Below are 25,410 nucleotides of genomic sequence, written 5' to 3'. Positions count from 1 at the left end.
CCACGGGCGGCTTCTCGGTACCACCGAGGCACGTGTGGTTCGTTGCATACGATGGACGGCATGGCGCAGAAAGAAAAGGACCTCGAGTGCCTGTGAATCGATGGCAAACCGCCGCCAAAGCAGGGGCCGCGACCGTATTGGCAGGCTCCTCCGCCGGCACCGCATCCTGGGCTGCGTACAAAGCTCTGATGTCCCAGGCGAGTTCCGCGCGAGGCGTCATCGGGAGAACCATGACCAAACCTCCCGAGGCCGACGGCGTCTACACCGCAGCATCACCGACCCCGCAGCGCTGGCGGCCCGGAATTTCGGCCGATATTCACCTGATGGTCTTCGGCGACTCCACTGCTGCAGGCGTCGGGTGCGCCGTCGCGGAGGAGGTGCCCGGTGTCCTCGTGGCCCGCGGTTTGGCCGAGGAGACGGACAAACGAATAAGACTGAGTACCAAAGCACTTGCGGGTGCAACATCGAAAGGCCTCGAAGGTCAGGTCGACGCGATGTTCGTCGCCGGTCCTGCGCCCGACGCCGTTGTCATTCTCATCGGCGCCAACGATGTCACCAAGAAGTTCTCGATCAGCGCCTCGGCGACGCGACTCGGCGACGCCGTGGGACGCCTGACCGCGCAAGGAACTGTGGTGGTGGTGGGGACGTGTCCAGACCTGGGAGTCGTCACAGCCATTCCGCAACCGCTGCGCACCGTCGTGCGGAACTGGGGCCTTCGACTCGCTCGCGCACAGAGCGCGGCTACCCTCTCTGCCGGCGGTCATCCCGTCGCTTTGGCAGATCTGCTCGCGCCGGAGTTTCTTGCCGCGCCGGAGACCATGTTCTCGGCCGATCGTTTCCACCCGTCGGCGGCGGGTTACGAACTCGCGGCACGTCAGTTGCTTCCTGTCCTGGCGGCCGCGCTCGGCGAATGGCACGGCGGACCACTACCCCAGCTCCCCGAGGTATCCGCGGCAGTAGAGTCTCGCAGGTTCGGGCCTCGGGCAACCGCGTCGATCGAAAGGTTTCTGCGCCGTCGAGGTGCCGAAATAGAGGCACAGAACGGCTAGCGATATGTTCGAAGCATCCAATGCCTGCTTGCGCAGTTCTCGCAGTCAGCAGCCAACAAAGGAGATTTCATGCCAGAGGCAGTAATCGTCAGTACCGCTCGTTCACCTATCGGCCGCGCGATGAAGGGCTCGCTCAAGGACATTCGTTCCGATGACTTGACCGTGCAGATGGTGGCCGCAGCACTCGCCAAGGTTCCCGAGCTCGACCCGACCGACATCGATGACCTGCTCCTCGGCTGTGGCCTTCCCGGCGGAATGCAGGGCAACAACCTCGCGCGGATCGTCGCTGTTCTTCTCGGTTACGACTCGCTGCCCGGTACGACCATCACCCGCTACTGTTCTTCTTCGCTGCAGACCACTCGCATGGCCATGCACGCGATCAAGGCCGGCGAAGGAGATGTCTTCATCTCTGCAGGCGTCGAGAGTGTTTCGAGCTTCGTTCACGGCAATTCCGATTCTCTTCCGCAGAGCCACAACCTGCTCTTCGCCGATGCCGAGGCACGCACCAAGAAGGCGCAGGAAGAGGGCGCGGACAGCTGGACCGATCCCCGCGAGAACGGCGACCTCCCCGACGCGTACATCGCGATGGGCCAGACCGCCGAGAACGTTGCGCTCGTCACCGGCATCAGCCGCGAGGACCAGGATCACTGGGGCGTGCGAAGCCAGAATCGTGCCGAGGAAGCCATCGCCAGCGGCTTCTTCGAGCGTGAAATCACCCCGGTCACGCTACCCGACGGCACCGTCGTCTCGACGGACGACGGCCCGCGTGCAGGGACGACCTACGAGAAGATCAGTCAGCTCAAGCCGGTATTCCGTCCGAACGGAACCATCACCGCAGGCAATGCTTGCCCGCTCAACGATGGTGCGGCCGCACTGGTGATCATGAGTGATACGAAGGCAAAGGCGCTCGGTCTGACGCCGCTCGCACGCATCGTTTCCACGGGTGTCACCGGTACCTCGCCCGAGATCATGGGTCTCGGCCCGATCGAAGCCACCCGCAAGGCGCTCTCGATCGCCGGAATGTCGATCTCCGACATCGACCTCTTCGAGATCAACGAGGCGTTCGCGGTCCAGGTTCTCGGATCCGCGCGCGATCTCGGCATCGATCACGACAAGCTCAACATCTCCGGTGGCGCTATCGCCATCGGACACCCCTTCGGGATGACCGGTGCTCGCATCACCACGACGCTGCTGAACAACCTGAAGACGCAGGACAAGACATTCGGCGTCGAGACCATGTGTGTCGGCGGCGGCATGGGAATGGCAATGGTTCTCGAACGCCTCAGCTGATCGAGACGTCCCGGTTTCCACTTACATGAGAAAGGCCCCGCACTCCAGTGGAGTGCGGGGCCTTTCTCATGAGTACTAGTCGTTGTTGAAGTAGCTCAACAGACGCAAGATTTCGACGTAGAGCCAGACCAAGGTGATGGTCAATCCGAGAGCAACACCCCACGCTGCCTTCTCGGGAGCCTGTGCGCGGATCAACTGATCGGCCTGATCGAAATCGAGCAGGAAGCTGAACGCCGCGATACCGATGCAGACGAGGCTGAAGATGATGGCAACAGTGCCACCGTCGCGCAGACCCAGTCCGCCTGCGGTGAAGAAGCTCGCCACCAGGTTGCCCAGCGCCAGCACTACGACGCCGATGAGAGCGCCGACGATCATCCGCGTCAATCGCGGGGTGACCCGGATAGCGCCGGTCTTGTAGACCACCAACATGCCGAAGAAGACGCCGAACGTGCCGAGGACCGCCTGGGCGATGAGAGTGCTACCGCCCACACCCCCGAATTCGATGCTCGTGAACATGAAGGACAACGCACCCAGGAAGAAACCCTCGGCTACCGCGTAGGCCAGCACTATCGCCTTGTTGTCCATTTTGCGGCCGAACGTCGCGAACAACACGAGACCGAGGCCGACGAGTCCGCCACCGATGACGAACGGTGCGGCCAGGTCGGTGTTGCTGTCGACGAGCAGGTACGAGATGATCGCGGTGATCGACAGCACACCGAGTGTGATGCCCGTCTTGGTGACGACATCGTCGATCGTCATCGCCCGCGTGGTGGGACCCGTCCGGTACGGCTCAGGCTGCGTACCCGGCTGCCCGAACTGCTGTGTGGCCTGCGAGGCACCAGCCGTCGCAGTGCCGAAAGTGGCGTATCCGCCGCCCTCCTGCTTGGGCAGGTTGCGGAACACCGGGTTGCTGGAGGTGCGCACCGTGTCTCTTTCCCTTCGTCGTATCGAGCAGACCGCGAGGAAATCCCCGGGCACTTATATGAAGAACGTTCCACATCCGGACAAAAGTTCCCAGTCGGACCCGATACGTTCGGACAATTCGGACTTTACCGGCCCGCACGGTGGGCCGCTCGCACAAGCGGCAAATTCAGCCGTGCAGTATGGAGTGCATGAGCATCGAAGACGGACCCGGACAGACCCTCGATCAGAGCGAAAGCTTGGACTCTGACGAACTGCGCAACGACGACGGCGATACGGTCGTGGACGCACCGGACCACTGGAGCGAGGCAGACAAGTTCGGGACCACCGCCGAAGAAGCTCTCGAAGGTGAAAGCTTGGAGGAGAAGTTGTCCGAAGAAGAACCGGACATCGCTCTGGAACCCGAGGCACGTTCGGTTGCCGAAACTCCCGACGCAGAGTTGACCGAGGAACTGGTCGACCATGTGATCCTCGAATCGGACGAGGATCCCGATATCGACTACGCGGACGGTCAGCGACAGGCCGAGATCGTCGAAGGAACCTTGATCGAGGATCTCGGGCGTAATCGCGGACAGATCGACGGGACCCCTGAAGACGGCGGCCCCGTCACCTAGCCGATCAGGCGACGGTCGACCGAGTAACGGTGAACTTTTTGTTCTTTCCCTTCACCTCGGTCGGCCCGACAGCCTTCGCGAGCGCAGCCCGATAGTTCAAGTGCCAGTTGTATACGGTCCACAATTCACCGCCGGGCCGCAGAACCCGACCGGCTGCGGCGAAGAGCTTCTCGGCCCCACCGGTGTGCACTGCCGCGCCCTCGTGAAAGGGCGGGTTGCATACGATGAGGTCTACCGAATCGTCTTCCAGCGTAGCCATGGCGTCGTCCCGAAGGACCTCTACGGCAAGGCCGTTCGCCTCGGCCGTCGCGCGGGCGGAATCGACGGCCGCCGTCGAGCGATCGGTGGCCAGCACGCGAACTCCCTCGCGCTCACGCGCGAGCATGCACGCGACAATTCCTGTGCCACAACCGAGATCGACGACAACTTGCGCATCGCGTTTCATTTTTCTCTCGTGCTCGAGAAGGAAACGTGTTCCGATGTCGAGTGTTGACCCGGCGAACACAGCACCGTGGGCAACCACCGTCAAGCCGACGTCTTCCAATGCCTGAGTGACCGGGTACGTACGCGACGTCGAACGAATCGGTGTCGCCGCGGACAACACCCGCGACTTCTGCCTACCCCGTCCCGCGCTGAACGTCTCGAAATTCTTCCGCAGAATGTCGTTCATCGCCGGGAACATGTGTTTGTCGCGACCACCGGCAAGGACCAGCACGTCGTTCGGCGCGTATGCGGCGATGACTTCGATCACCTCGGTCAGCTCGGCGACGCTGCGGGGCAGTTGCAACAGGACGACGTCAGCAGTCTGCAGGAGGTCCTCACCCAGCGAGAAGTTGCCGTACACCTCCGACAGTCCTACCGCTGCGGCATTACGTGCCAAGGCTGCCTCACTGGTCGACGAGTCCTGATGTACTCGAATTCCGGTGGCCCCGAACTGCACAGCGGCGCCGAGAGTCAGGGCGCCGTAGCGGTCACCGACAACCGCAATCTGCACGCCAGGGCCCACCGGCAGCGCAGCAGGTACCGAGTCGAGCAACAGACGATCTGTGGGGTCTACGGCAAAGAGGTTGGGCGCTTCGGTGTCGGGAAATCGCCGTAGTCCGGCGAGGACGGATTCCAATTCGTGCATCCGACCAGTGTTTCACCCCTGGAATGCATATCCAAACACGTTGAACGTCAATAATTTCGACACGTCATCAGCGCGCCCGAATGGCATTTTCGGCGGATCGGGAGCATGCTCGTCGAATGGAACAACCGAAAAAGATCGAAGCGCTGTTCAGCCACGTGGAAGACGCGTCGGATGATGCACCTGCCGAAAACAAGAAGCCTGCTGTCTACACCACACTGTTCAGCGGCGAGACCCCGTCAGGACAAATAGCGTAGATAGTCCAAGGACTTGTCAGCGTGGACATGTGAGCGTTCGCTCCTGACCACCAGCCTGACCACCTGATTCGTGTCGATAACAAATGTTGTCCGCTTGACCGACAGCAACTGACGGATCATCGAAAATCGCGCCGAGTGTGACCTACCCCGACCGATGTCCTTCCTTCGTCTCAGCCTTGCGAGTGGCCCTCCGCGACGCACCCCAAATTGCTCGGCCACCGCACCGTCGGTATCGGCGAGCATTGGATAGTCGAACGAGCGTTGCAGCGCAAAGTGCGACTGTTTACCGGTGGTGTCGGTGCTGATTCCGACTCGCTGAGCGCCGAACGACTCGAATGCACCCCCGAGATCTCTGAAATGACACGCCTCTGCGGTGCATACGGGGCTGGTGGCAGCCGGGTAGAAGAAAAGCACCACCGGGCCGTCGACCAGCAGTTTACTCAGGCTCCGGACGTTCCCCAGATGGTCGGGGAGTCGAAAATCCGGCGCGATATCGCCAGTACGCATGACAACGAGGCTACGTGACCTCCCTGCACATCGGTCGAGAAGCAGTACAAATTTCAATTCGAGCGCGTTGAAACTGCCTTCAGGCTCCGACGAGCAACGTCGATCGGAGCCTGAGGAGGTCGTCTCCGTCGATTCCGATCGCGTCGAGGTATCCATCGAAAGATCCGTGCACTTGCTCGACGGCCTCCAGTCCGTGCCGGTAGTACCGCTCTGTCACCCCGAGAAGAGCATCGGACAGTTCGATCGGCGCACTGCCTTCGTGAGCTGCCACACTCGCCAGCACGTGAGCACGTAGGGAATCGACGGCGGCATTGCTGCGTAGGTAGTCGGCAACGATGTGCGTGTCTTCGACTCCGGCAGCGCGAAGCACCGTCGCAATAGTCCAACCAGCCCGATCCTTGCCTGCCGCACAATGCACCAACACCGGTCCTTCGCCGGTCCCCAGCGCCGTGACGACGCTCCGTATGGCGATACGAGCGCCCTCGAGCGACGCATAGGAGGTATAGGCGCGCATCATGTAGTCGAGTTGGGCGTCCTCGCTCGCAGTGATTCTCGACTCATGTGGGGCCTTTTCGCCCTTGTGGTTGTCGTAGGGAACGTTGTACACACGAACGTTGCCTGGAACGCGGTCGGTTCCGCTTCTCTCGATCTCCGTCTCACCCCGCAGGTCGAAGACCTGCCTTACCCCGAGCCGGGTCAGCTCTTCGTGTCCTCGAGCATCGAGCCGAGTCAGTTCCGACGACCGGTAGAGCAATCCGCGACGCACTTCGAGTCCGTCTGCTGTCCGTGCCCCGCCGACGTCCCGAAAGTTCCATGCGCCCGACAGCTGAAACTGATCGTTTGTGCTCGCTTCTCGCATTCCACGACCATAACCAATGCCTCGGACCGGTCACATTCTCGCAGTCCGGACGTGGAACTCGGTCGGGCGGTAGCGTCAGCAGGTATGGCATCGAACTTCGAAGTCCGGACCTACGAGGTAATCATCATCGGGGGCGGTATCGGAGGCGTATCGATCGGCTATGAACTCGCGTCCGACCGTACGGTGTGCCTTCTCGAGCAGGAGTCGACGCTTGCTTTCCATACCACTGGACGTTCGGCCGCATTGTTCCTCGAAACCTACGGCAACAAGACGATTCGAGCGTTGACGAGTGCGAGCAGAGCTTTCCTCCTCGAACCACCGGTGCATTTCGAAAGTGAACTGCTTTCTCCTCGTTCGTTACTGCAGTTCGCTGCCCGCGGGCGCGGTGCGGTCCTCGAGTCCATGTTCGAACAAGTCCGATCGCTGACACCGAACGCGCAACTCGTTTCTTCTCGTGACGCCCATGATCTGTTCCCACCGCTACGGTCCGATCACATCGATCTCGCACTCCACGAGCCTGGTTCGATGGAAATCGACGTGCACGCCCTGCACCAGGGTTTTCTCCGCGGCCTGCGCAAGCGCGGTGGCCATGTCGAGACCGACAGCGGCGTCGTGAACCTGCGACGCCGGGAAGGGATCTGGCACGTGACTTCGCGCGACGGGACAGTCCGTCGGGCCGAGGTCGTCGTGAATGCTGCTGGAGCCTGGGCAGATTCGGTCGCCATTCTTGCCGGAGCGCAGCGATCGGGACTACGGCCGCTACGTCGAACGATCTTCATGATCGGCGTCCCGGAAGAGCTGGATACGAACGCGCTCCCCACGCTCAGCGACATCGACGAGTCCTTCTATATCAAGCCCGAGGGTGATCAACTGCTCTGCTCGCCCGCCGATGAGACACCGGTGGAACCCAGCGATGCACGGCCGGACGATCTCGAAATCGCTCGTGCCCTCGACGCCATACACGAGACGACGACGCTGACGACCCGCCACGTGCGATCGTCCTGGGCCGGCCTTCGGACCTTCGTCTCGGATCGGACGCCGGTAGTCGGATTCGACCCGCGGGTCGACGGTTTCTTCTGGTGTGCGGGACAGGGCGGTTACGGCATCCAGACGTGTTCGGCCCTTTCGCGTGTCGGAGCTGCACTGGTCAGAGGGGCGGATCTGCCGTCCGATGTCGTCGATCGCGGTCTGGCCGCAGCGGATCTCGCCCCTGGTCGCGACTTCGCTGCCCCAATCGATGCCTGAGCGCTCCTTTCGGCGCCTACGCCGTGGACTCCGCATATCGTGGACTGCATGACCGATCTGGACAGAACGGATGCCCGTTTGTTGCTCGCGTTGTGCGATCGTCCACGCGCCACAGGCGTAGAACTTGCGGGAGATCTAGGAATCTCACGGAACACTGTGCAAGCTCGGTTGACTCGCTGGGAAGAGAAGGACGCTCTCACCTCCATCGATCATCGGGTGCGTCCGAGAAGTCTCGGGTACGCATTGCAGGCTTTCGTGACCACCCGTGTCGATCAGCACAAACTCGCCGAGGTCACCGATCATCTCCGCACCATTGAGGAGGTACTCGAGGTCTTCGGACTGTCGGGCGCCTCGGACATGCACATTCGAATAGCCGCGGTCGATGCCGATGATCTGTACCGCGTCGCCGGACTGATACTGAAGATTCCGGGAGTGGAACGCACCAACATGTCCATCGCAATGAGCGAACTGATTCCGTATCGCACCCGGCCTCTACTGAATCGCGCCGCCACCACGCCGCGCAGCTGAGCACTTCCCCCTATCTCTCAGTCTCCCAATCGAAGTGGCGCAATACCACCGAACACATCTCCCGGGCCCGGATTTGTTTTCGCTGTTCCACCGCCGAGATGATGCACCACTCCCCACACCGCATTGAGTGCCGTCTGGATCGCACCTTCCGCCCACCCCGCGGTCCACGAAATGTCGTCTCCGGCCAAAAAGATTCCACGATGCCGCTCATCGAAATCGTCCTGAACGAAATGCGAGAACAATCGCTCCTGATAACGATAGTGGCCAGGCAGATTGGCCTTGAAGGCTCCCATGAAGTCCCGCTCGGTCTCCCACGACAAAGTGACGGGATCTCCGATGATGTGACTTCGGAAGTCGACGCCCGGGTAGATGCCCTCCAGAGAACGAAGCATGATGTTCATCCGCTCGACCGGGCCCAGCGCCAACAACTTCAGGGAATCATCCGACCACGTGTACGAGAGGCAGATCAAGCCCGGTTTGCCCTCCCCCTGATCGAGCAGATACGTCCCCCGACTCATCCGATCCGTCAGCGTCATACTGACGATGTCGCGGCCGGTGAGCGGGTCCTTGTCCTTCCAGAACGGGCGGTCCACGAGCACGAACACCTTGGTCGAACCCATGTAATGCGTCCGCTCGACGGCCGTCCAATGGTCGATGGGAAGCAGATCGTCGTCACATTCGATGTTGCTCAGCAACATCCACGACTGAGCGGTCACCACTGTCGACTGGTAGGCCCGGACTCCCCCTTCGCTGTCGTGCACCACCACCGCACCGGCGACGCGTCGTAATTCGGTCACCCGCGGACTCGGCGTCTCTCCGTTCAGCGACGCGACCGTGGTGCCCACCGGCCAGTGTGCCGAGTGTGCTGCGTTTGTCCACAGTCGTTGGGGTAGTTGTTGAGCGCCACCGACGATGCCGCGATGGTGGTCGTCCGCTGCGGTCACCACGACCCGAAGGATTTCCAGGATGGAGTTGGGGTAGTCGGTGTCCCACCCGCCGGTGCCGAAACCGACCTGCCCGAACAGTTCTCGCAGACGGAAGGATCCGAAGTGCTCGGACTCGGCCAGAAAACCGTAGAATGTCTGATCGTCCAACCGCACTACGATCTCGTTCCACAGCCGCTTGATCTCGTGGGTGTCCCGCGCCCGAATCGCCCGCTGGAGGGGAACCAGTTCGGCATACTGCTCCAGAGTGCGCTGCCAGGCTCGCGCAACCTCGCCGAACACCGAGGGCAGATCGTCGAGACTGCGCGCGTAGTAACTGACACCCTTGAGGTCGATCACGGTGCTCGGGGTGACCTCGGCAAGCGGATTGGGGAACGGCTCGGTGTGCAGACCCATTGCATCCAGATAGTGGAACAGCGCAGTCGACGAAGGAGGAAATCGCATTGCGCCCATTTCGGCCACCACTCCGTGGTGGCCTTCGAACTTCACCGACCGCATACGACCGCCGATCTGATCCGACTCGTAGACAATCGGTTTCAGTCCGATTCTCATCAGTTCGTACGCGGCGACCATGCCCGCGAGACCGCCACCGATCACTGCTACCTCGGTTCCGTATGCCGATTCGGGCACCGAGCCGAGTCCGTGCGGGTGGGACAGATAGTCGTCGTACGCAAACGGAAAGTCCGGACCGAACATGGTCAGCGGCAACTCGTGGTCGTCTTCGGCGGTGCTGTCCGGGCTGACGGGGGTGCTCACCTGCCACTCTTCCCATCCTGGTAGAGGTCGTGTCTCCGATCGCCCAGGTGGGTATTGATCTCCCGCGACGTGGCACGTACACCGGGATCGATATCGACCGTGACAAGCGCCTCCCCGCGGCCGGCACGGCCGAGTTCGGATCCGTCGGGCGCTATGGCACAGGTGAGACCGCAGTACTGCAGATCGCCCTCGATTCCACACCGATTCACGTAGGTGAGGAACAGCTGACTTTCATAGGCCCGAGTAGGTACGACATGTGTGGCAACCATGTCGAACGGGTGCATCAGCCCAGTCGGGACGATCAACCATTCGGTTCCTGCATCAGCGTGTGCACGAACTGCTTCAGGGAATTCGACGTCGTAGCAGGTCAGAAGTCCGCAGGTCAACCCGCCGAAGTGAAACTGCACGACCAGTTCGTCGCCTGGAACGAAGTGCCCACGATCGAGCTCTCCGAACAGATGCGTCTTGCGATACCGAGCCATGGTTGATCCGTCGCTACCCACTACCTGTACCGAATCGTAGATTCCTGCCTCGCTCCGCTCCGGATACCCGTACACCACAACGAGACCGGAGCGTCGGGCGATCTCGGCGACGGCATCGAAGATCGGCCCGTCCGGCGCCTCGGCACGTTCTTCTACGAGACGTCCGACGTCGTAGCCTGTCGCCGACATCTCGGGAGTGACGAGCATCGCCGCTCCTGCGTCCGCCGCGGCAGTGGCCGCGCGCGATACGGCAGCGAGGTTGGCCTCGACGTCGCCTGCCAGTTCGGGGCCTTGAAACAGCGACACTCGTACCGCGGTAGTCATCGGCTGGTCCTTTCCGCAGGTTTCGCGTACGGCCGGCAGGCGCGCTTGTTCGATAATCGTGCGCCAACGAGGCACGGCCGGGCAACATAGCGCTATCGACAATTATCCGACCAACGACGCTGGATGTACCTGAAGGACTATCAGAAAGCGCTTCCTATGAGCAGCGAAACGCCACCGATCGGACCGGTCGACGCGAGAAAGGTCCCGCGGTTCGCAGAGCCGACGACGTTCGCGCGGCTACCCAGGCTCGACGAAGTCTCTCGAGCGGACGTCACGATCCTCGGGGTTCCGTTCGATTCGGGGGTCAGTTATCGACCGGGGGCGCGCTTCGGCCCCGGTCACATTCGCGCTGCATCGAAATTGCTTCGGCCGTACAACCCAGCGTTGAAAGTCTCACCGTTCGCCGAACAACAGGTCGCCGATTTCGGGGATATCGGCATCAACCCGTTCGATATCGCCGAGGCGCTGAATTCGGTGGAGGCGGCGGTGACCGATCTCCGCGCGGACGGTTCTTCGGTGCTGACCCTCGGAGGTGATCATACGATCGCTCTGCCGATCCTGCGTTCGCTCGCCCGCGATCACGGACCTGTCGCCGTGCTCCATTTCGATGCTCACCTCGATACGTGGGACACCTACTTCGGCGCCCCGTACACCCACGGAACTCCGTTTCGCCGCGCGAGCGAGGAAGGGCTCATCGACCTCGAACGCTCCCAGCACATCGGTATCCGTGGGCCGCTCTACACCGAGCAAGACCTCGAGGACGACCGTGTTCTCGGATTCCAGGTGATCCGGTCGGATGACTACGAGGTCGATGGGGTCGCGAGCATCGTCGAGCGGATGCGGCAGCGACTCGACGGCGGCCCGGTGTACGTCTCGGTGGACATCGATGTGCTCGATCCGGCTCATGCACCGGGAACTGGTATCCCGGAGGCCGGGGGCATGACCTCACGAGAACTGTTGAACACGTTGCGTGGACTCGTAGGACTGAACGTGGTGGGTGCAGACATCGTGGAGGTCGCCCCTGCCTACGACCACGCCGAGATCACCGGTATCGCAGCAGCACACGTCGCCTACGAACTGTTGTCCGTTCTGGCACTGAATCGATAGTGCCTCCCCAGGCGCATACGATGAGACCGATGCCCACCCGATCGGACACACCTGACCCGGACGGCAAGTACCAGCAGGTTGCCGACCTCGCAGCAGCCGACGCGGGTGGCTTGTCTACCGAGCTTCTCGGAGATTTCCTCGAGGTACTCACCGACGCCGTCGCTGTTGGACGTCCATTGACACGTCGACAGCTGCGCACATTGCGGGTTCATGGGGATACTGCAGCCAAGGAAGGCGTCGCATTACGGGCGTTGCTCGATCTGTACTTGTCCTCGGCCTGGCGCCTGTGGCGCGAGCTCCCCGCGGTGGTGGACGCCGCCCGAAACCCCAGCGCCGTCGTGACGGCCGGTGAAGTGATGCTGCACGCCGTCGACGACGCTGTCGCAGAACTCGCGGAGGCCTACCAGCTCGCCCGTAGAGCGTTGGTCCGTGCCGAGGTGTCGGCTCGACGCGAGTTCGTCGACGATCTGCTCTCGGGCAGCGCCGATATCGCAGGGGTGCTGGGTCGCGCAGAGTCGTTCGGACTGGACTTGACCGGACCACACGCTGTCGTGGTCGTGGAGGCGATGTCCCCGTTCACCGACGATGCTTCGATGATCACCGACGTCGAGCGCGCGATCGCCGGGAGCAAAGGTGATACCGAGACGTTGGTTGCCAGCAAGGAGGGCCGTCTCGTCGTCGTGTTCGCGGCTCCCGACCATCAGGCGGTGAAACTGGTGACCGAACGTGTCCGAAGCACCGTCGGTCAAGTTCACGGCACCGATGGGTGGACGCAACGTTTGGGAGTGGGACGTCCTGGTCAGAGCGCGGCCGGGGTGGCATCCTCGTACCGCGAGGCACTCGACGCGCTCGACCTGGCCGGCAAACTCGGACTCGACACACCGGTGTTGGACGCGCGCGACCTGCTGGTATATCGAGTGTTGCTCGATGACCGACCCGCGATCACCGATCTCGTCGAGACAGTATTGACGCCGCTCCTCGCGGCCCGCGGCGGCGCCGTACCTCTTCTGCGCACGTTGTTCGCCTACTTCGAATCCGGGGGTAACTCCGCGATGACGGCGAGGTCGATGCACCTCTCGGTCCGCGCGGTCACCTACCGACTAGCGCGCATTGCCGAGCTGACCGGCCACGACGTGAACCACCCGAGCGAGAGATTCGCACTGCAGACAGCAGTGTTCGGAGCGAAGTTACTGGACTGGCCCACCAGCACCGCCTCACCGCCTTAGTTGCCGGATTACGGCAATAGAAACTGGACAAACATGTCCGCGATCGCACGGTGCATGCCGCTTTCATGACAGGCACACTTGAGTAGTCGCGGTAAACACAGTTGCCGCAGAGAACAATGAAGCGACAAGGAGCCCATTCCATGGCATCCCTGACCCAGAAGCCATCTCTATTCACCAGTAAGGATTACCGCCGATGAACGTCCCTCTCTGGGCATGGGCGGCATTTGCCGCGGTAGTGCTCACCCTGCTCGCCATCGATTTGCTTGCGCATCGCGGTGCACACGTCATCGGCTTCAAAGAAGCCGCATGGTGGAGTGCCTTGTGGGTCGGCGTCGCACTCGTCTTCGGCGGAGTCGTCTTCGCCACTCTCGGTACGACGGCAGGTGTGGAATACACGACGGCCTGGCTGCTCGAGAAAAGCTTGTCCGTGGACAACCTCTTCGTCTTCGCATTGATCTTCGGCTATTTCAAGGTTCCGAAGGAATATCAGCACCGAGTCCTGTTCTTCGGTGTCATCGGCGCATTGGTCTTCCGCGGCATCTTCCTCGCCGCAGGCGTCGCGATCGTCAGCAAGTTCACCGTCGTATTGTTCGTTTTCGCAGCCATCCTGCTCTACAGCGCGTGGAAGCTGATGAAGGACGAGGACGACTCGTACGATCCCAGCACTTCACTTGCAGTTCGCTTGTTGCGCAAGGTTATCCCAGTTCGGGACGAGTACTCCGGCACGAAGTTCTTCGTCAAGGAGGCGGGCAAGCGCATCGCCACTCCCCTGTTGGCCGTCGTTGTCGCCATCGAAGCTGCCGACCTTGTTTTCGCAGTCGACAGCGTCCCTGCAGTCCTTGCCGTCAGTGACGATCCGTTCATCATCTACTCGTCGAATGCGTTCGCCATTCTCGGACTACGCGCGTTGTACTTCCTGCTCTCCGGATTGTTGGACAAGTTCCACTATCTGTCGAAGGGGTTGGCGATCATCCTCGGCTTCATCGGGGTCAAGTTGATCTTGCAGGCCAGCCACAAGGTCATCAGCACCTCGATCCCCGAGATTCCATCGTTCGTCAGCCTCGCCGTTATCATCGGCGTGTTGGCAGGTTCGATCATCCTCAGCTTCGTACGCCCGGCAAAGGAGGAGCCTTCCGAGCTGGCGTCCGGCGAGAAGTAACACGGGCAAGACACAGGGGGTAGCCAACCGGTCCGGTCGGCTACCCCTCCTTTTTTGATCCACCTTCCGGGAGCTGTGTTTCACTCCGGTTCGTGCTGGGTAGTTGTTCATCATGACCACATCGAACTCATACACAGTTCCCGGCATGAGCACCGACGAGGGAGCGCGCGTCGCGACATTGCTTCAGGATCGTCTGAACGCATACAACGATCTCCACCTGACCCTCAAGCACATTCACTGGAATGTCGTGGGCCCCAACTTCATCTCCGTCCACGAGATGCTCGACCCGCAGGTGGAAACCGTACGCGGATTCGCCGATGATGTCGCCGAGCGTATTGCGACACTGGGATCCTCGGCGAAGGGCACGCCGGGCACCATCGTCGAGCAGCGGTCATGGGACGACTACTCGATCGGGCGCGCCACGGCTATCGAGCACCTCGGCGCACTCGACCTCGTGTACACCGGCGTCATCACCGACACGCGCAAGGCAATCGAAGAGATCGGCAAGGTCGATCCGGTCACCGAAGACTTGCTGATCGGCCAGAGCGGTCAACTCGAACTCTTCCACTGGTTCGTTCGTGCGCACCTGGAGAACTCCGGTGGACAGCTTTCCACTAGCGACGCATCGAGCGAAAAGCAGGCTGCCGCCGACGCGAGCTGAAAGAATTCATTTCGAAACACCGATCACGTTTGAGACCAAATATTCCGGGGTAACATCAGTTGCCCGACTCTCCACTGAGGAGAGTTGTGTCTTTCGTCCAGCCAGTGGCGAACCGCTTGCGCGGGCATCTTTCATGTGTCATAACAATGGCACTCCGAAGGCTATGTCGTCGTGGGCCCGAGCGGTGTCGGCTGGAATTCGACTTTGTGAGAAGTTCGAAAGATCTACCGCCACTGTAGATTCAAGAGACATCAGGGTAAGTTCTCAGGTGGTTGGCGATCAACGCAATCATCTGATGCCGCATGCAGAATCCAATTCGAAAGAAGGAATAACAGTGATCGTCCTGGGAATCATCCTCGCACTCATCGGCTTTTTCACGTCGATCAGCATCCTCACCACGATCGGCATCATCCTGATCGTCGTCGGTGCCGTCCTCACCATCCTCGGTGCAACCGGGCGCGCTATCGGCGGCCGTAAAACCTGGTATTGATCCCCAGGTATTGCCCTTGCACGTAGACGAGGCCCCGCGCACCAGCGCGGGGCCTCGTTCGTTTCCCACCAACTTTTCGGTTCCGCGTCAGCGAACCAACCGTCCAGTACGTAATATCTGCTCGGCCTGCCGCAACACGGGTGCATCGACCATCTGCCCCTCGAAGCGAAACACTCCGCGCTCTTCGGCAGCAGCCGCAACCACCCGGTCAGCCCAATCGATCTCTGCCTGAGTAGGCGCAAAGGCTTCTCGAATTATCGGTAACTGCGACGGGTGAATAGCAACCTTCCCGTCGAATCCGACGGCCACAGCATCCTCGGATTCGGCCGTCAAGGTGGCGACGTCTCCGATATCGAGCACCACCGAATCGAGGGCGAACACGCCGCGCGCTTTGGCTGCGAGCAATGTCGTCGACCGAACATGTTGTGCCACATCGCGGTACATACCATCAGGGAATCGACTCGACCTACCACCCAGTGCTGCGATCAGGTCCTCGGCACCCCACATCACCCCGATCGAATTGGCTGCACCGAGGCTGTCGAACACAGCGACTGCACCGAGCGGTGATTCGACGAGGGCGATCACCTCGTACGGCGCGGCCGCCTCGATCTGAGCCGAACTTTCACACTTGGGCAGCATTACTCTGCGATACGACGTCCGGGCGAGTGCCGCCATGTCCAGGTCGAAGTCGGAAGTGCCGTGCGCGTTGACTCGGACGACGGTGAACGCTGGGTCGAGTGGGGCGGCCAGTAACGACTGCCTGGCTTTCGGCTTGTCACCGATCGCGACAGCGTCCTCCAGGTCGAGGATGACGACGTCGGCCCGCTGTGCAGCCTTCTCGTAGCGTTCCGGTCGATCCGCCGGACAAAACAACCATCCAGGCCCAGGCGGCACCCACGTCACGACGCGTCCTCTGCAGGCCGGAGCCGGACGAGAGTCTTACGGACCGCCGTCGCAACGACGTCGCCGTGTTGGTTGCGTCCGGTGTGAGCGAAGGTGACGATGCCCTCCCCAGGGCGAGATTTCGATTCGCGCTTGTCGACGATGAGCGTCTCCGCATACAGCGTGTCCCCGTGAAACATCGGCTTCGGAAACGTCACCTCGGAAAAACCGAGGTTGGCCACGATCGTGCCCTGCGTCAACTGCGCTACCGAGAGGCCGACGACTGTCGACAGGGTGAACATCGAGTTGACCAGGCGTGCGCCGAACGCAGTGCTCTCACTGAAGGCCGCGTCGAGATGCAACGCCTGGGTATTCATCGTTTGCGCCGTGAAGAAGGTGTTGTCGGCCTCGGTGACCGTTCGGCCGGGCCGGTGTTCGTAGACGGTGCCGAGCTCCATCTCCTCGAACCACAGTCCGCGCTGACGGACACGCTTGTCCGAAGTCATAACCCGAGCCCTCGCGCGATGAGCATCAACTGCACTTCGGTGGTCCCTTCGCCGATCTCGAGGATCTTACTGTCCCGATAATGCCGGGCAACGGTGTATTCGTTCATGAACCCGTATCCCCCGTGAATCTGCGTTGCGTCGCGCGCATTGTCCATTGCTGCTTCGGAGGCGACCAATTTCGCGATCGAGGCCTGCTTCTTGAATGGCTTTCCCGACAACATCAGCGCGGCCGCGTCGTAATACGCTGTGCGGGCTGTATGTGCTCGCACTTCCATTCGAGCAATCTTGAATGCAATGGCCTGATTTCGTCCGATCGGTCCACCGAAGGCTTCTCGTTCCTTGGAGTACTTGACACTTTCGTCCACACACCCTTGCGCAACGCCTACCGAGAGTGCGGCGATGGCTATGCGGCCCTCGTCGAGAATGTGCAGAAAGTTGGCGTATCCGCGGCCCTGTTGGCCCAGCAGATTTTCGTACGGAACCCGGACGTCGGTGAAGGACAACGGATGTGTGTCCGACGCGTTCCAGCCCACCTTGTCGTAGGCCTTCTCCGCTACGAAGCCCGGAGTCGACGTCGGGACCAGGATCGAGGAAATCTGTTTCTTACCGGTCAGTTCGTCGACCCCGGTTACTGCGGTGACGGTGACCAGTTCGGTGATGTCGGTGCCCGAGTTCGTGATGAACTGCTTGCTGCCGTTGATTATCCATTCACCGCCGACGAGGGTGGCGGTGGTCCGGGTTCCCCCTGCGTCACTGCCTGCCCCTGGCTCGGTCAGCCCGAAGGCGGCAAGGGAGCGTCCGCTCGTCAAGGTGGGCAACCACTCCTGCTTCTGCTCGTCGTTACCGAAGCGGTAGATCGGCATCGCGCCGAGGGAGACTCCCGCCTCGAGCGTGATGGCGACACTTTGATCCACCTTCCCCAACTCCTCGAGGGCAAGACAGAGCGCAAAGTAGTCGCCGCCCATTCCGCCGTATTCCTCCGGGAACGGCAGGCCGAACAAGCCCATCTCGGCCATGCCGGCAACGACCTCGTACGGAAACGAGTGCTCGGCATCGTGTTTTGCCGATACCGGCGCCACCACCGACGTGGCGAAGTCGGCGACACTCTCGATCAGCTGCTGGTACTCGTCGGGTAGATTTCCGGTGGCGAGATGATCGGTCATGACTTTCCTTCTTCCACTTCGGTTCTCGGGGTCACGCGGGCGAGAAGTTGGTCGACACGAACCTGCTCTCCCACTACGACGAGAAGTTCCACCGTTCCATCGATCGGGGTTGTCATTGCATGTTCCATTTTCATTGCCTCGACGACGACGATCGTCGAGCCTGCTTCCACGGCGTCGCCGCTCGATACTCCTACGGCAATAACGGTTCCCGGCATCGGGCTGGTCATGTCGGCATCTCCGGAGTGGCTGTCTTCACCACGAACACTGGTCTCTTCGACGGATGTGACAGCCCACGTACCGGCCGGTGAGGACACCCAGACAGTCGCGTCGTCGTCGGCAAGCCGAAAGCGCGATCGCACGCCTGCGCGCACCATGGCCACGTCACCGTCCTCGACACGAGCGAACGACATCGGCTGCAATTCTCCGTCGTCGACCGCGACCCATGCCTCCGACAGAGTGCCGCGCACGTGCACATGCACCGTCCGTGTTCCCGAAGACAGGCGATAGGTCACTGGATGGACCCGACCGCCGATTCGCCAACCGCTCGGGACCGACCATGGTTGGGCCTGGTCCGATGCCGTCCACAGTGATGACCACAGATGGATGCCGGCTACCGCAAAAATGTCGTCCGGAGCGGGCACTGCCTCGTAGTCCTCCAACCTGCGATCGAGCAATCCGGTATCGAGCCTTCCCGCGACGACATCGTGGTCCGCCAACAGAAACCGAAGGAATTCGATATTGGTGACAACGCCCAATGCAGCGGTGTCGGCAAGCGCGCGATCGAGGGTAGCGAGCGCCGAAGCCCGATCGGGGCCGTGCGCGATCACCTTGGCCAGCATCGGGTCGTAGTCGCTGCCGACGACGGACCCGACTTCGAGGCCGGAGTCGACGCGAACTGCTGGAGTGGGTAACGGTTCCCGAAGCGAAAGGACGGTCCCTCCGGTGGGCAGGAATCCCCGACCGGGATCCTCGGCGTAGACGCGAGCCTCGATCGCATGACCGGTAAGAGTCACCTCCTCCTGCCGAATTGCGAGCGGTTCGCCGCGGGCGATTCGAACCTGCCACTCGACCAGGTCCAGCCCCGTGACCATTTCCGTCACCGGATGCTCGACTTGAAGTCTGGTGTTCATTTCCATGAAGAAGAACTCTTCGGGGCGATCCGCCGAGACGATGAACTCCACGGTGCCCGCGCCCGTGTAGTCGACGCTGCGGGCGGTGTCGCACGCCGCCTTCCCTATCCGTTCTCGTGTCGCCTCGTCCAGGAGCGGCGACGGCGCTTCCTCCACGACCTTCTGGTGCCTGCGCTGCAGACTGCATTCGCGCTCACCCAAGTGCACGACGTTGCCGTACTGATCGGCGAGTATCTGCACTTCGATGTGCCGAGGCCGCAGAACGAACCGTTCGAGGAACAGCGTGTCGTCACCGAACGAGGAGGCCGCTTCGCGTCGTGCACTCGCCAACGCACCGGCAAGCGCTCCCGGCTCCTCGACCAGTCGCATGCCCTTGCCGCCTCCGCCTGCCGACGGCTTGACCAGGATCGGATAGCCGATGTCCTGGGCCGCATCGAGGAGGTCCGCGTCGGAAAGTCCTGGGCGCGCGATACCGGGCACTACCGGGACACCGAACTCCGCCACTGCGTTCTTGGCCGTGATCTTGTCGCCCATCACCTCGATTGCTGCAACGGGTGGGCCCAGGAACGCCAATCCGGCAGCCTCGCAGGCTGCAGCGAATTCGGCGTTCTCCGAGAGGAATCCGTAGCCCGGATGGACGCCCTGTGCTCCGGTGCGGTGCGCGGCTTCGACGACCTTGTCTATCGCGAGGTAACTCTCACGCGCGGAGGCTGGGCCGAGGCGGACAGCGGTGTCTGCTTCATGGACGTGCCGTGCGTCGAAGTCGGCGTCACTGAACACCGCAACGGATCGAATACCCATGCGCCGCAACGTTCGAATGACCCGAACCGCGATCTCGCCGCGATTGGCTACCAGCACTGTGTCGATCTGTCTCGTCATCACAACTCACATCCGAAAAACGCCGTAGGAGACCGGCCCGAGCGGCGCGTGAGCGCTCGCCGACAGAGCAAGTCCGAGAACAGTTCTGGTGTCCGCGGGGTCGATGATTCCGTCATCCCACAATCGCGCGGTCGAGTAGTACGGGTTGCCCTGCGATTCGTATTGCTCTCGAATCGGCGCTTTGAACGTTTCCTGCTCTTCGCCGGACCATGGCTTGCCGGCGGCATCGAGTTGTTCACTGCGGACCGTGGACAGTACCGAGGCTGCCTGTTCGCCGCCCATGACGGAGATGCGGGCGTTCGGCCACATCCACAAAAAGCGCGGTGAATAGGCGCGGCCACACATCGAATAGTTGCCCGCGCCGTAGGAACCGCCGATGACGACGGTAAACTTCGGGACCCGAGCGCACGCGACGGCAGTCACCATTTTGGCGCCGTGCTTGGCGATGCCGCCTGCTTCGTAGTCTCTGCCGACCATGAAACCAGCGATGTTCTGCAGGAACACGAGTGGAATGCTGCGCTTGTCGCACAGTTCGATGAAGTGCGCGCCCTTCATCGCCGATTCTGCGAACAGCACGCCGTTGTTGGCGATGATGCCGACCGGATGTCCGTGCAGGTGCGCGAACCCGGTGACCAGAGTCTTGCCGTACTCGGACTTGAACTCGTCGAACTCACCGCCGTCGACGATGCGGATGATGACCTCGCGAACGTCGTACGGGATGCGCGAGTCGATCGGCACCACGTCGTAGAGGTCTTGCTGATCGACGGTGGCATCGCGGGCCTGCAGTATCGGCCACTGTGCCGCAGGGATCGGCCCGAGATTTGCGACGATTCGACGCACTCGGCGCAGCGCGTCCCGGTCGTCGTCGGCCAGGTAGTCGGTCACCCCGGATACCTTCGAATGCAGGTCACCGCCACCGAGCTCCTCGGCGGTGACAACCTCACCCGTCGCTGCCTTGACCAGCGGCGGTCCCCCGAGAAAAATCGTGCCCTGGTCTCTGACGATGATCGCTTCGTCGCTCATCGCGGGAACGTAGGCGCCGCCTGCCGTGCACGAGCCCATGACAGCCGCGATCTGCGCAATACCTGCCGCGCTCATCGTCGCCTGATTGAAGAAGATCCGCCCGAAGTGCTCGCGGTCGGGAAACACCTCATCCTGCCGAGGAAGGAACGCACCGCCTGAATCGACGAGGTAGATGCAGGGCAGTCGATTCTGCGCTGCGATTTCCTGCGCGCGCAGGTGCTTCTTCACCGTGAGCGGATAGTACGTGCCGCCCTTGACGGTCGCATCGTTGGCGACGATCACGCACTCACGCCCCGACACTCTGCCGATTCCCGCGATCATTCCGGCGCCGGGGCACTCGTTTTCGTAGATTCCGTCGGCTGCCAGCGCGGCAATCTCGAGAAAGGGACTGCCTGGATCGAGCAACTCGTTCACACGATCGCGCGGTAGTAGCTTGCCTCTTGCTATATGTCGCTCGCGGGACTTCTCGCTGCCGCCGAGTGCAGCGCGGTCCAGCTTGTCGCCCAGTTGTTCGACGAGCCTCTTGTGTTCGAGCCTGTTGGCTTCGATATCGATCGCCATAGTGGTGCCACTCCCTGCCGAACCTTGGGTTAATCATCACTAACCGAAATTAATAGTAAACTCTGATTAACTGAGTTGTCCAGTATCGAACCGAAGGCGTGGATTTCACCATGAGCACAGTGTCGCCGCCTGCCGAGTCGAAACCGACCATTCGCGAGCAGCGCAAGGCCGCGCGACGCATCGAGCTCCTCGATGCGGCAGCCGAACTCTTCGCCGAGCGCGGCTACGCAGCCGTGCGGCTCGAGGACCTCGGCGCCGCAGTCGGCATCAGTGGACCTGCGGTGTATCGCCACTTCCCCAACAAGGAAGCAGTCCTCGTCGAGTTACTGGTGGACATTTCCGACTACCTACTGGCCGGTGGCCGACAGGTCGTGCGGAACACCGCGGACGCGTCCGACACGATCTCCGAACTGGTCGATTTCCACCTCGACTTCGCGCTGAGCAAGCCGGCGCTGATCCGGATTCAGGACCGCGATCTGGCGAATCTGCCGACGTCCGCTCGACGCGATGTACGGCGCAAGCAGCGCGAATACGTCGAGGTCTGGGTCGGCGCACTCCGCGGATCCGACCCGGAACTTCACGAAGACGATGCCCGCACCAAAGCGCACGCCGTGTTCGGCCTGTTGAATTCGACCCCTCACAGCATCGGCCGGAGTATGTCTCGCCGATCGCGCGAAGTGCTCAGAGAGATGGCGAACGCCGCGCTCGGGGCCTAACAGGTCCAGGACTGACCCGCACGACAGTATGGTCGTGAGAACCGCGAGCAGAGGGGGACGTGTGCCCATCATCGAACGTGGACCTCGACAATCGACGGAGCGACGGTCGAAATCGGCGGGCAATGGGTATCGCCCGATCGAACGGCACTGATTTCGTTGCTCGACGAGCTCGGTCTGTACACTGTCCCGCGTCATCGCGACGATTACTCGGTGTACATCGCACCTTATGGCAAACCCACGAGCTACAGCGGTACTTCGTTCCCCGTCGACCACACCACGGCGACCGAAATGGATCGACTCATCGAGGTGCTCGACGCGTTGGCGGCAGAAATCGGCGCCGAAGCGCCATGGGAGCACGCCAAAGCACGCGAGCTCGACACGGTCTCTTTCGAGCAATGGCTCGGCCGGCTTCGACCTCGGCGGGTTACACAGATACGGTAAGGATCAGCGAACACAGGTGGGGCCGATCTTGTTCTCCTGCTCCGATATTGCAGCGGAGGGATACCAGCACGTGGACGGCGCGGTCCGGATGGGCGAACGCACAGCCGCCGCTATCATCGCGCAACTCCGAACGTGACGCAGGTCTGTGAAGGCGCAGAGTCACGCCCTTGCAGCTAGAGCGCTTGCACCAATGCCGGTAATCCGACTGCCGCAGTGGTTCGCCAGCGGTGATCGGCGATGTCGGAAATCTCCGTCTCCACGGGGTTGATCTCGACCACGGTTGCGCCGCAGCTGCGTGCCATTGCCGGCAGCCCAGCGAACGGGAAGACTGCGCCGGACGTCCCGACGACCAACACGAGATCAGCGCTTTCGACGGCGTTCACTGCCGACGTCCACTCGGACTCCGGCAGCGGTTCGCCGAACCACACTGCGCCCGGCCGCATGGGCCCCCCGCACTCGGGACACGGCGGCGGTGGAACCCGATCAGACTGCTCATCAGTCGGATCGGGTGAAGGCTGGGAGTGAACCCCGCATTCGGAACAACGTGGATCGAACAAACTACCGTGCACGTGCGATATGACCTTCGAGCCTGCGCGCTCGTGCAGATCGTCGACGTTCTGGGTAGCGATGTCGAGATGCGCACGCTGTTGCCAGGTAGTCAGTGCACTATGACCGGCATTCGGCTGCGCCCGGCGGACCAGCTCTGTGCGCCACTGGTACCAACCCCACACCAGATCGCTGTCACGTGCCCAACCCTCCGGGCTCGCCAGAGCAGCGGGTTCGAAGTTGGACCACAGCCCAGTTTGCGCATCACGGAAGGTCGGTATCCCGGATTCGGCCGACATCCCAGCGCCCGTCAGTACCGCCACACGAGACGCACTTCGCGCGAGTGTGACTATGGCGCTTGGCAGCTCGACATTGTTCATGGTGGTTAGTGTGCCATGGCATACCGATGGGGATCTGGTTGATCTCGGCAGGGATCACGGTGCCTACTGATGCCCGTGCCCACAGACGAAACCCGGCGACCGATGAGATCGGGCGCGACCCAAGAAGACTGCCTATCTGGACGGCAATGGGCTTGTGTGACAGCATGTTACGACTTTCAATTCCAGCGTCACGTTACCCGTTCGTTACTTTTGTGATCAATCTGTTATCCAATGGGTTGCAGGACGGCGACTTCCTTGCTTCATGCTTACCTCAGCACGATCTGCAACGAGGAGTGGGCATGAACTACGCAACGCTCGACGAAGATTCCCAAAGCATGACCCTGATCCCTCAGGTGCATCATCGCCTTGTCCTCGGTTCCTCCTTCGGAGCGATCGTGGCCGCCGCGATCGCATTGTCGGTGGGCGGACACGCCATCACACTGATGATAGGTGCTCTGGTACTCGGCATCGTCGGTCTCCTCGCCGCCACCCTCTGATCTCCCCGGCACCCGCGAGCGACACATCATGACACTTCACTACTCCCCCATCTGCAGACTCGACGACGACGCCATCGGCGGTGTGAAGATCGATCTGGACGAGCGCAACGACGGAATGGACGAGTTCGACGATGCTCTGCACAGCGCATCGAGCGCGGTGCTCGACAGCACCGGATGGATGACGCCGTTGCTGGTCGGCAACGGGATAGCGTCAGAGGCTTGCGGGACCTTCGTCGTGCGCGAGAGTTCGATGGTCGACAACCCGGCGAAGACCTTGCTCGCGGTCGAGAAGGCCAGAGCACGAAACAGCATAATTGCAGTCGACGACGTCGGCGGACAGCTCGCGTCCTTCTGCATCCTGCCTCTGATCGAACCCGACATCATCGTTCTGGCACCCGAGCTGAGCGCTTCCGTTCCCGACCCGTATGTGGCCAGGGCCACGCATGTTCTCGCGGTCCAAGCCGAACGGACCGGAGCAGTCATAGTCGCCAGTGGCGTCGATTCCGAAGCACACCGCGTCAGAGCACTCGAGCTGGGGGCAACCTTCGGAATCGGTCGTTTGTATCCACCCATGTCCTCACCCAAGTCGCTGTCGGAGAGCACTTCTCGTGCAGTCCTCGCATCGCGCACCTGGAGTACCCCCGATGCCGACTCGACGTCGCCATTCGCCATCGCATCTGCCGGTCGTGTTGCGACCCGAAGCCGCAAGAACCTGCTCGTGGAGATGAGCACACACATCGAATGGCAGGCGTCGGTGGCCGGACCGGAGACCTTGGTGCTCGGAACTTTTCAACACGATCGACATTTCCGAGGCAGCACGAAGGCTCGCTGGCAGGCAATGGCCGAACACAGTGCCTATACCGGCGTGTGCGGCGTCGGGATGGCCGATACGTCCGATACCCATATCCACCGAGCACCCCTCGCCCCTGCCGACTGCATGACCGAGGAATGGAATGTCGTGGTTCTGGGGGTTCACTTCTGCTGTGTATTGTCCGCGCGAGAGATGAACTCCGGAGACTTGGGACCGGATCGGGAGTTCGACTACGTCATCTCACACGATCGCTGCACGGTGGTTCGCTGCGCCAAGGCCATTCTGCACAGATTCGACGGGCCAGCTGGGGTTTGCGAGCCGAACTGAACT

Annotated in this window: 26 protein-coding genes and 1 pseudogene; 15 read left to right on the top strand and 12 right to left on the bottom strand. The window is 61.7% G+C overall.

Going from position 1 to position 25,410, the window contains the following annotated elements:
• The first annotated feature begins 86 nt into the window (after window positions 1-86).
• Both BJD99_RS15505 and BJD99_RS15500 read left to right on the top strand, forming a co-directional pair.
• Complete coding sequence (locus BJD99_RS15505; RefSeq protein ID WP_084348006.1) at window positions 87-1,049, top strand: SGNH/GDSL hydrolase family protein; 963 nt, start codon at window positions 87-89, stop codon at window positions 1,047-1,049.
• A gap of 69 nt (window positions 1,050-1,118) precedes the next feature.
• Window positions 1,119-2,339 carry an acetyl-CoA C-acetyltransferase gene (locus BJD99_RS15500; RefSeq protein WP_084348005.1) on the top strand — a complete coding sequence of 407 codons (1,221 nt, stop codon included), beginning with the start codon at window positions 1,119-1,121 and terminating at the stop codon, window positions 2,337-2,339.
• Between the two features lie 75 nt (window positions 2,340-2,414).
• On the opposite strand, the gene BJD99_RS15495 is transcribed toward BJD99_RS15500, so the two are convergent.
• Window positions 2,415-3,263 (bottom strand): Bax inhibitor-1/YccA family protein, encoded by an 849-nt coding sequence (locus BJD99_RS15495; protein WP_084348004.1) that lies wholly within the window; start codon window positions 3,261-3,263, stop codon window positions 2,415-2,417.
• Between the two features lie 188 nt (window positions 3,264-3,451).
• Here BJD99_RS15495 and BJD99_RS15490 point away from each other — a divergent pair, with 188 nt between their 5' ends.
• Window positions 3,452-3,874, top strand: coding sequence for a hypothetical protein (locus tag BJD99_RS15490; RefSeq protein ID WP_179142356.1), 423 nt, complete (start codon window positions 3,452-3,454; stop codon window positions 3,872-3,874).
• A gap of 4 nt (window positions 3,875-3,878) precedes the next feature.
• On the opposite strand, the gene BJD99_RS15485 is transcribed toward BJD99_RS15490, so the two are convergent.
• Window positions 3,879-5,003 (bottom strand): class I SAM-dependent methyltransferase, encoded by a 1,125-nt coding sequence (locus tag BJD99_RS15485; protein WP_084348002.1) that lies wholly within the window; start codon window positions 5,001-5,003, stop codon window positions 3,879-3,881.
• A 116-nt stretch (window positions 5,004-5,119) separates the two neighbouring features.
• Between BJD99_RS15485 and BJD99_RS21020 the strand changes: the two genes are divergently transcribed.
• Window positions 5,120-5,257, top strand: a complete 138-nt coding sequence (locus BJD99_RS21020; RefSeq protein WP_168708277.1) for a hypothetical protein — start codon at window positions 5,120-5,122, stop codon at window positions 5,255-5,257.
• Here the strand turns inward: BJD99_RS21020 and BJD99_RS15480 are convergent.
• Window positions 5,240-5,764: a peroxiredoxin gene (locus BJD99_RS15480; RefSeq protein ID WP_084348001.1), complete on the bottom strand. Its 525-nt coding sequence runs from the start codon at window positions 5,762-5,764 to the stop codon at window positions 5,240-5,242. The genes BJD99_RS21020 and BJD99_RS15480 overlap by 18 nt on opposite strands.
• A 79-nt stretch (window positions 5,765-5,843) precedes the next feature.
• Window positions 5,844-6,623: a tyrosine-protein phosphatase gene (locus BJD99_RS15475; RefSeq protein WP_084348000.1), complete on the bottom strand. Its 780-nt coding sequence runs from the start codon at window positions 6,621-6,623 to the stop codon at window positions 5,844-5,846.
• A gap of 84 nt (window positions 6,624-6,707) precedes the next feature.
• On the opposite strand from BJD99_RS15475, the gene BJD99_RS15470 reads away from it, so the two are divergent.
• Both BJD99_RS15470 and BJD99_RS15465 read left to right on the top strand, forming a co-directional pair.
• Complete coding sequence (locus tag BJD99_RS15470) at window positions 6,708-7,868, top strand: FAD-binding oxidoreductase (RefSeq protein WP_084348103.1); 1,161 nt, start codon at window positions 6,708-6,710, stop codon at window positions 7,866-7,868.
• 48 nt (window positions 7,869-7,916) lie between these two features.
• The gene (locus tag BJD99_RS15465) at window positions 7,917-8,396 is read left to right on the top strand and encodes an Lrp/AsnC family transcriptional regulator (protein WP_084347999.1); all 480 of its coding nucleotides are present in this window, start codon (window positions 7,917-7,919) and stop codon (window positions 8,394-8,396) included.
• Between the two features lie 17 nt (window positions 8,397-8,413).
• On the opposite strand, the gene BJD99_RS15460 is transcribed toward BJD99_RS15465, so the two are convergent.
• Entirely contained in the window at window positions 8,414-10,096 is a 1,683-nt protein-coding gene (locus tag BJD99_RS15460) for an NAD(P)/FAD-dependent oxidoreductase (RefSeq protein WP_084347998.1), read from the bottom strand.
• Window positions 10,093-10,902, bottom strand: a complete 810-nt coding sequence (locus BJD99_RS15455) for a carbon-nitrogen hydrolase family protein (RefSeq protein WP_084348102.1) — start codon at window positions 10,900-10,902, stop codon at window positions 10,093-10,095. Before BJD99_RS15455 ends, BJD99_RS15460 begins: the two co-directional genes overlap by 4 nt.
• 156 nt (window positions 10,903-11,058) lie before the next feature.
• Between BJD99_RS15455 and speB the strand changes: the two genes are divergently transcribed.
• From speB to BJD99_RS21015, 5 genes are all read left to right on the top strand, one after another.
• Window positions 11,059-12,009, top strand: coding sequence for an agmatinase (speB, locus tag BJD99_RS15450; protein WP_084348101.1), 951 nt, complete (start codon window positions 11,059-11,061; stop codon window positions 12,007-12,009).
• Window positions 12,010-12,038: 29 nt separating this feature from the next.
• Window positions 12,039-13,235 carry a CdaR family transcriptional regulator gene (locus tag BJD99_RS15445; protein WP_084347997.1) on the top strand — a complete coding sequence of 399 codons (1,197 nt, stop codon included), beginning with the start codon at window positions 12,039-12,041 and terminating at the stop codon, window positions 13,233-13,235.
• Window positions 13,236-13,428: 193 nt separating this feature from the next.
• A complete protein-coding gene (locus BJD99_RS15440) occupies window positions 13,429-14,394 on the top strand; it encodes a TerC family protein (RefSeq protein WP_084347996.1) in 966 nt (321 codons plus the stop codon).
• A gap of 112 nt (window positions 14,395-14,506) precedes the next feature.
• Window positions 14,507-15,055: a Dps family protein gene (locus tag BJD99_RS15435; protein ID WP_084347995.1), complete on the top strand. Its 549-nt coding sequence runs from the start codon at window positions 14,507-14,509 to the stop codon at window positions 15,053-15,055.
• 334 nt (window positions 15,056-15,389) lie between these two features.
• On the top strand, window positions 15,390-15,545 hold the full coding sequence (locus BJD99_RS21015; protein ID WP_168708278.1) for a DUF6131 family protein: 156 nt from the start codon (window positions 15,390-15,392) through the stop codon (window positions 15,543-15,545).
• Window positions 15,546-15,632: 87 nt separating this feature from the next.
• Here BJD99_RS21015 and BJD99_RS15430 read toward each other — a convergent pair whose 3' ends face one another.
• Genes BJD99_RS15430 through BJD99_RS15410 form a run of 5 tightly spaced genes read right to left on the bottom strand, consistent with a single transcriptional unit; the run spans window position 15,633 to window position 21,689 of the window.
• Window positions 15,633-16,448 carry a CoA ester lyase gene (locus BJD99_RS15430; RefSeq protein ID WP_084347994.1) on the bottom strand — a complete coding sequence of 272 codons (816 nt, stop codon included), beginning with the start codon at window positions 16,446-16,448 and terminating at the stop codon, window positions 15,633-15,635.
• A complete protein-coding gene (locus BJD99_RS15425) occupies window positions 16,445-16,933 on the bottom strand; it encodes a MaoC family dehydratase (RefSeq protein ID WP_084347993.1) in 489 nt (162 codons plus the stop codon). Before BJD99_RS15425 ends, BJD99_RS15430 begins: the two co-directional genes overlap by 4 nt.
• Window positions 16,930-18,096, bottom strand: coding sequence for an acyl-CoA dehydrogenase family protein (locus BJD99_RS15420; RefSeq protein ID WP_084347992.1), 1,167 nt, complete (start codon window positions 18,094-18,096; stop codon window positions 16,930-16,932). Before BJD99_RS15420 ends, BJD99_RS15425 begins: the two co-directional genes overlap by 4 nt.
• The gene (locus BJD99_RS15415) at window positions 18,093-20,105 is read right to left on the bottom strand and encodes a biotin carboxylase N-terminal domain-containing protein (protein ID WP_084347991.1); all 2,013 of its coding nucleotides are present in this window, start codon (window positions 20,103-20,105) and stop codon (window positions 18,093-18,095) included. Before BJD99_RS15415 ends, BJD99_RS15420 begins: the two co-directional genes overlap by 4 nt.
• A gap of 6 nt (window positions 20,106-20,111) precedes the next feature.
• Entirely contained in the window at window positions 20,112-21,689 is a 1,578-nt protein-coding gene (locus tag BJD99_RS15410; protein ID WP_084347990.1) for a carboxyl transferase domain-containing protein, read from the bottom strand.
• A 110-nt stretch (window positions 21,690-21,799) separates the two neighbouring features.
• Between BJD99_RS15410 and BJD99_RS15405 the strand changes: the two genes are divergently transcribed.
• Window positions 21,800-22,405 carry a TetR/AcrR family transcriptional regulator gene (locus BJD99_RS15405; RefSeq protein ID WP_084348100.1) on the top strand — a complete coding sequence of 202 codons (606 nt, stop codon included), beginning with the start codon at window positions 21,800-21,802 and terminating at the stop codon, window positions 22,403-22,405.
• A gap of 72 nt (window positions 22,406-22,477) precedes the next feature.
• Window positions 22,478-22,807 (top strand): annotated as a pseudogene (locus tag BJD99_RS15400) (FAD-dependent oxidoreductase); the annotation flags it as partial.
• 212 nt (window positions 22,808-23,019) lie between these two features.
• On the opposite strand, the gene BJD99_RS15395 reads toward BJD99_RS15400, so the two are convergent.
• On the bottom strand, window positions 23,020-23,772 hold the full coding sequence (locus BJD99_RS15395; protein ID WP_084347989.1) for an NAD-dependent deacylase: 753 nt from the start codon (window positions 23,770-23,772) through the stop codon (window positions 23,020-23,022).
• A 299-nt stretch (window positions 23,773-24,071) separates the two neighbouring features.
• Here BJD99_RS15395 and BJD99_RS15390 point away from each other — a divergent pair, with 299 nt between their 5' ends.
• Window positions 24,072-24,269, top strand: a complete 198-nt coding sequence (locus BJD99_RS15390) for a hypothetical protein (protein WP_084347988.1) — start codon at window positions 24,072-24,074, stop codon at window positions 24,267-24,269.
• 28 nt (window positions 24,270-24,297) lie between these two features.
• Complete coding sequence (locus tag BJD99_RS15385) at window positions 24,298-25,407, top strand: DICT sensory domain-containing protein (RefSeq protein WP_143542182.1); 1,110 nt, start codon at window positions 24,298-24,300, stop codon at window positions 25,405-25,407.
• The last annotated feature ends 3 nt before the right edge of the window (window positions 25,408-25,410 follow it).

Source organism: Rhodococcus sp. 1163 (assembly GCF_002091985.1).
Taxonomy (GTDB): Bacteria; Actinomycetota; Actinomycetes; order Mycobacteriales; family Mycobacteriaceae; genus Rhodococcoides.
Note: the sequence above shows the minus strand (reverse complement) of the source record. Positions and strands in the feature narration are given on the sequence as shown.

Bases quoted from the DNA above. Each gene is read 5' to 3' on its own strand.
- BJD99_RS15500 (WP_084348005.1), top strand. From the start codon at position 1,119: ATGCCAGAGGCAGTAATCGTCAGTACCGCTCGTTCACCTATCGGCCGC.
- BJD99_RS15490 (WP_179142356.1), top strand. From the start codon at position 3,452: ATGAGCATCGAAGACGGACCCGGACAGACCCTCGATCAGAGCGAAAGC.
- BJD99_RS15485 (WP_084348002.1), bottom strand. From the start codon at position 5,003: ATGCACGAATTGGAATCCGTCCTCGCCGGACTACGGCGATTTCCCGAC.
- BJD99_RS21020 (WP_168708277.1), top strand. From the start codon at position 5,120: ATGGAACAACCGAAAAAGATCGAAGCGCTGTTCAGCCACGTGGAAGAC.
- BJD99_RS15480 (WP_084348001.1), bottom strand. From the start codon at position 5,764: ATGCGTACTGGCGATATCGCGCCGGATTTTCGACTCCCCGACCATCTG.
- BJD99_RS15475 (WP_084348000.1), bottom strand. From the start codon at position 6,623: ATGCGAGAAGCGAGCACAAACGATCAGTTTCAGCTGTCGGGCGCATGG.
- BJD99_RS15470 (WP_084348103.1), top strand. From the start codon at position 6,708: ATGGCATCGAACTTCGAAGTCCGGACCTACGAGGTAATCATCATCGGG.
- BJD99_RS15465 (WP_084347999.1), top strand. From the start codon at position 7,917: ATGACCGATCTGGACAGAACGGATGCCCGTTTGTTGCTCGCGTTGTGC.
- BJD99_RS15455 (WP_084348102.1), bottom strand. From the start codon at position 10,902: ATGACTACCGCGGTACGAGTGTCGCTGTTTCAAGGCCCCGAACTGGCA.
- speB (WP_084348101.1), top strand. From the start codon at position 11,059: ATGAGCAGCGAAACGCCACCGATCGGACCGGTCGACGCGAGAAAGGTC.
- BJD99_RS15445 (WP_084347997.1), top strand. From the start codon at position 12,039: ATGCCCACCCGATCGGACACACCTGACCCGGACGGCAAGTACCAGCAG.
- BJD99_RS15440 (WP_084347996.1), top strand. From the start codon at position 13,429: ATGAACGTCCCTCTCTGGGCATGGGCGGCATTTGCCGCGGTAGTGCTC.
- BJD99_RS15435 (WP_084347995.1), top strand. From the start codon at position 14,507: ATGACCACATCGAACTCATACACAGTTCCCGGCATGAGCACCGACGAG.
- BJD99_RS15425 (WP_084347993.1), bottom strand. From the start codon at position 16,933: ATGACTTCGGACAAGCGTGTCCGTCAGCGCGGACTGTGGTTCGAGGAG.
- BJD99_RS15420 (WP_084347992.1), bottom strand. From the start codon at position 18,096: ATGACCGATCATCTCGCCACCGGAAATCTACCCGACGAGTACCAGCAG.
- BJD99_RS15415 (WP_084347991.1), bottom strand. From the start codon at position 20,105: ATGACGAGACAGATCGACACAGTGCTGGTAGCCAATCGCGGCGAGATC.
- BJD99_RS15410 (WP_084347990.1), bottom strand. From the start codon at position 21,689: ATGGCGATCGATATCGAAGCCAACAGGCTCGAACACAAGAGGCTCGTC.
- BJD99_RS15405 (WP_084348100.1), top strand. From the start codon at position 21,800: ATGAGCACAGTGTCGCCGCCTGCCGAGTCGAAACCGACCATTCGCGAG.
- BJD99_RS15395 (WP_084347989.1), bottom strand. From the start codon at position 23,772: ATGAACAATGTCGAGCTGCCAAGCGCCATAGTCACACTCGCGCGAAGT.
- BJD99_RS15390 (WP_084347988.1), top strand. From the start codon at position 24,072: ATGAACTACGCAACGCTCGACGAAGATTCCCAAAGCATGACCCTGATC.
- BJD99_RS15385 (WP_143542182.1), top strand. From the start codon at position 24,298: ATGACACTTCACTACTCCCCCATCTGCAGACTCGACGACGACGCCATC.